Origin of the sequence: Rhodococcus sp. A14 (assembly GCF_011603105.1) — a bacterium.
GTDB lineage: Bacteria > Actinomycetota > Actinomycetes > Mycobacteriales > Mycobacteriaceae > Rhodococcus_F > Rhodococcus_F opacus.
The window spans coordinates 1-4,005 of record NZ_JAAOQS010000215.1 but is presented as its reverse complement, the minus strand read 5'-3'; the positions used below and the strand labels follow the sequence as shown (position 1 = coordinate 4,005).

The 4,005-nt window shown below is 67.0% G+C and carries 3 protein-coding genes; all 3 read left to right on the top strand.

Annotation, left to right across the window (positions count from 1 at the left end):
- Positions 1-108 precede the first annotated feature (108 nt).
- From G9373_RS44705 to G9373_RS44695, 3 genes are read left to right on the top strand one after another with little or no spacing between them, the layout of a single operon-like run.
- On the top strand, positions 109-1,326 hold the full coding sequence (locus G9373_RS44705) for a tyrosine-type recombinase/integrase (RefSeq protein WP_346842938.1): 1,218 nt from the start codon (positions 109-111) through the stop codon (positions 1,324-1,326).
- Positions 1,326-3,491 (top strand): tyrosine-type recombinase/integrase, encoded by a 2,166-nt coding sequence (locus G9373_RS44700; RefSeq protein ID WP_167121225.1) that lies wholly within the window; start codon positions 1,326-1,328, stop codon positions 3,489-3,491. Before G9373_RS44705 ends, G9373_RS44700 begins: the two co-directional genes overlap by 1 nt.
- Positions 3,488-3,910: a DUF6262 family protein gene (locus G9373_RS44695; RefSeq protein ID WP_167121223.1), complete on the top strand. Its 423-nt coding sequence runs from the start codon at positions 3,488-3,490 to the stop codon at positions 3,908-3,910. The genes G9373_RS44700 and G9373_RS44695 overlap by 4 nt, the downstream gene beginning before the upstream one ends.
- Positions 3,911-4,005: the final 95 nt, after the last annotated feature.

Here is a 4,005-nt window from a genome sequence, read left to right as displayed (position 1 = left end):
TGTTATCTGGGGCTTTCTGGGGTCGTCTGCGACGCAGCATGAATGAGTCGATGGAGCGTCGGCGTGTCGTCTATGGACGGGTTATCTGCGGTCCTTACGCTAGTGTCTGTGACGAACGCAACAGCGGGGCCTTGCAGGTCACAACGACTGGTGCTGGCCGACGGGGAGCGGACGTGGACCGTGGTGGGTTGGGACCATCTTCCGGTCGCGCCGGCCGAGGAGTATTTGGAATACCTTCGGGTGCAGGGGAACTCGCCTAACACGGTGAAGTCCTACGCGCGGGCGTTGGCGCTGTGGTGGGAGTACCTGTCGGAGTTCGATCGGGACTGGCGCGCGGTGACTTTGGAGGATTTCGGCGGGTTCTTGTGTTGGTTGCGTACCGGGGACGAACCCGACGTGGTGTCGATCGCGCCGGGGCGGGCCCGGTTTGCCGAGTCGACCATCGCGGTGCGGCTGCGGGCTGTGCTCGCGTGCTACTCCTACCAGCAACTCAACGGCATCGCTGTCGGCCGCGAGTTGTATCGGATTGTCCACGGCCGCAACGGCAGCTACAAACCTTTGCTTGAGCACATCGCCCGGCGTCGGGGTCGCCGCCGGGCGGTGGTCCGGGTTAGACAGCCGCGGCGGGCGGCGCCGTCGACGCTGACGCCCGGGCAGATTGATCGGATCTGCGGAGCGTGCGCGCAGTGGGATCCGACCACGCGGGAGTGGCGGGGCTCGGTGCGCAACCGGCTGTTGTGGGCTCTTCTTGCCGAGACGGGGCTCCGTCTGGGTGAGGCGCTGGGGCTGCAGCACCGCGACTGGCATACCGGTCGGGGGGATACGCCGTTCATCGAGGTCGTCGCCCGCGAGCATCCGCGCGGTGTGCGTGCCAAGAGTGGCTACCGGCGTCTCTACGTTTCCGATGACCTCGACCGCCTCTACGGCGAGTACCTCTGGCAGTTATGCGAGGCGGGCGCGGATCTGGCCACCGCCGATTTCGACACCGCGTATGTGTTCGTCAATCTGGGGCGGGAGCCTCGATTCGCATCGTGGAGCCCCGACAGCGTGTATGACCTGGTGCGTCGGCTCCGCAGTCAGCTCGCCGGGCAGGTCCCGGGTGGCTGGACTCCGCACTGGTTCCGGCATTCTCACGCCACAGCGCTGCTGCTGTCGGGGGTCCCGGTACACGTGGTGAGTCGTCGACTCGGGCACGCGGACGTGCAAACGACGCTGAACACGTACGCCCATGTCACTGAGGATGCCGAGCTGCGGGCGGTGGCCGACTGGGCCAAGTTCACCGCCGGGTGGCGGGCGGTCGGCACCGGCGTGATCGGGCCCTGCTGATGGGGTCACGACGGCTGCTCGAGAACCTGCGCGACACCTCTGGACGCTTCCGAGGCGATGTGCTCGAGTCGCTCTGGGCCGAGATGCCCGATCGGTTTCGCACGATCGACCTCGCGTCGAACGACCTCGATACCGATGACCTGACCGCATTCCTGACGGATCCTCGCGGTCCGGGTTTCCGCATTCGTTTCGGGCAGCTTCCGGCGGACATGGACCGCGAAATGGCCTGGTGCTGCTGGCGCATCGCCGAACTCGGCGGTCGGGTCCCGGTAGGTGTCTTGCGTTCGCTGATCCGCTGGTTGGCCGCCACGGTCGAGGACCACCCGGAACTGAGTGGCTCGCTGATGCGCGCAGCCCCACGGGAATGGGAGAGATCCATCGCCGCCGCCTATGCCCGGCGAAACGGCAGCCTGCCGGGCAGGTTCTGGCAAGAGAACGTCGGCTCAACGCTTCGGCGCTGCTACGAAATCCTGTGGGCCGCATACGACCAGCGCCCGTGGTGGCGGCGGGAGGTGTGGGATCCGACGCTCGATCCGCGGATACCGCTGCGCCCCCACGAACCACTCGGCAATCACGCTGTCTATTTCCAGCAACTCGAGCCGTTGTGGTTGCGGATCGCCATCCAGTGGTATTTCAAAGTCTCCCTGGAGACCGGGCAGCTGACCTGGAGCACGGTCGCCGGCCCCCAACGGACTGCGCTGCAGGTCTTCGCCGACTGGATCGCCGGCCACGACCCTGTCCCGCCGCCGTGGTTGCGCGAGGACCCGGCCGGGATCCGGGCGTTCATGCTGGATTTCCTCAGCCACGTGCGCGCCCTGATCACCCAGTCCGGCCCGAACAAGGGCAAGCCCCTCTCGCCCCAGCGAGTCAACACCCTTGTCACCTGCCTCGAAACGTTCTACGCGTTCATGACCGACCATCGCGAGACCGCCGCACAGGTTCTCGATGAACCCGGATGGTTGCGACTCGGCCCCTACCACGCCATGTTGTGGCGACACGGGGAGAAGGGCCGTCGTACCCGGGTGCTGCGCGAGCGCCAGGAAGTCATCGACGACACCGCGTTCTCCCAGATCATGAGCAACGTGCACCTGCTCGGGGAGCCGATCGAGGGCGGTGGGCTCGGCGACGAGCAGATCATGCGCATCCTGATGCTGGTGGCCCGCACCGGTCGGCGGATCAGCGAGATCAGGATGCTCGATCGTGAGCCGCTGTTGCCGCTGGACCGCCTCGGCGGCTCCACCGGTCCGGCCGACGGCGCCTTCGTCGCCAAGCTGCGATACCAGCAAACCAAGATCGAACAAGCCCCCGACACCGTGCTGGTCGACGCCGAAATCGTCGCCATCATCGACGAACAGCGACGCTGGGCCGACCAGCATCTCGGGCCCCGCTGGGCACAGGGTGTCACACCCAAATACCTATTCCTGGGGCAGAACATGAACCGCAACGCCGACAAGCCCTTTCCCCCGTCCCGCATCACCCAAACCCTGGCGGTGTTCGCGCGCCGGCTCGACGTTCGCGACAGCGCCGGACGGCTCGTGGACTTCAATCGCACCCACCGATTCCGGCACACCAAGGCCACCAGCCTGCTCAACGCCGGCGTGCCGTTACACGTCGTGCAGCGGTACATGGGCCACGTCAGCCCGACGATGACCATGGAATACGCCGAAACCCTCGCCGAGACGCACGAACGGGAGTTTCTGCGCTACCGCAAGGTCACCGCGGACGGCCGCGACCTGCCGGTCGACACCCGTGACCTCTACGACATGCTCGAGCTCGACAAGCGCACCGACCGGATCCTGCCCAATGGGTGGTGTTTGTTGCCGCCCCGGCAGGCCTGCGACAAGGGCAACGCCTGCCTGACCTGCGACAAGTTCGCCACCGACGCCAGCTTCCTGCCCGAGCTGAGAACCCAGCAGCACCACACACTGCAACTCATCGACGAACGCCGCCAGGCGTTCGCGGCCCGCACCGGGCAGGAGATGAGCCCGGACAACGTGTGGCTGGCCGGGCGCACACAAGAACACGACGCCCTCGGCCGCATCATCGACACGCTCGAACAAACCGGCCACCGAACCGACAGCGACGGCCGGGCCGTTCGCGGCGCCGGCGTCGCCGCCCGCACCGACGCCCTGGCCGCCGAACACGACAAGGAGAGGCGACCGTGAGCCGAGGCAACCCCGACAATCTGCGCCGCGCCGCCGCCGCCAAGAGCGCCGCCGCTCACTCCCGCGCCGACCACGGCATCCGGGAAATGATCCGCCGCAATGACCCCGTCACCTTCCGCGGCCTGGCCCAAACCGCGGGCGTCTCACTGGACTTCCTCTACCGCAATCCCGAGATCCGTCACCGCGTCGAGCAGTTGCGGACCCAGCAGCGCAGCGCCCCGCCAGCCCCATCGCCGCCCGCCGATCCCGACCACCCGAGCAGCGTGGTACGGACCCTGACCGTCCAGATCACCGAACTCAAACGCCGGCACCGCGAGGAAGTGCAGACCCTGAAGTCGGCCCTGGAGGCCGTACACGGCGAGAACCTCGAGCTCCGCCGCCGCCTCGGCGGCCACCGCCCTCACCCGGCGGAAATTTGACCCTCGTCGAACTGCTGATCGCTTACAGACGCGACTGCAAGCGGTCTATCAGCGCAGACAACACGATTGGCGACGCCAACTACAGATACCACCTG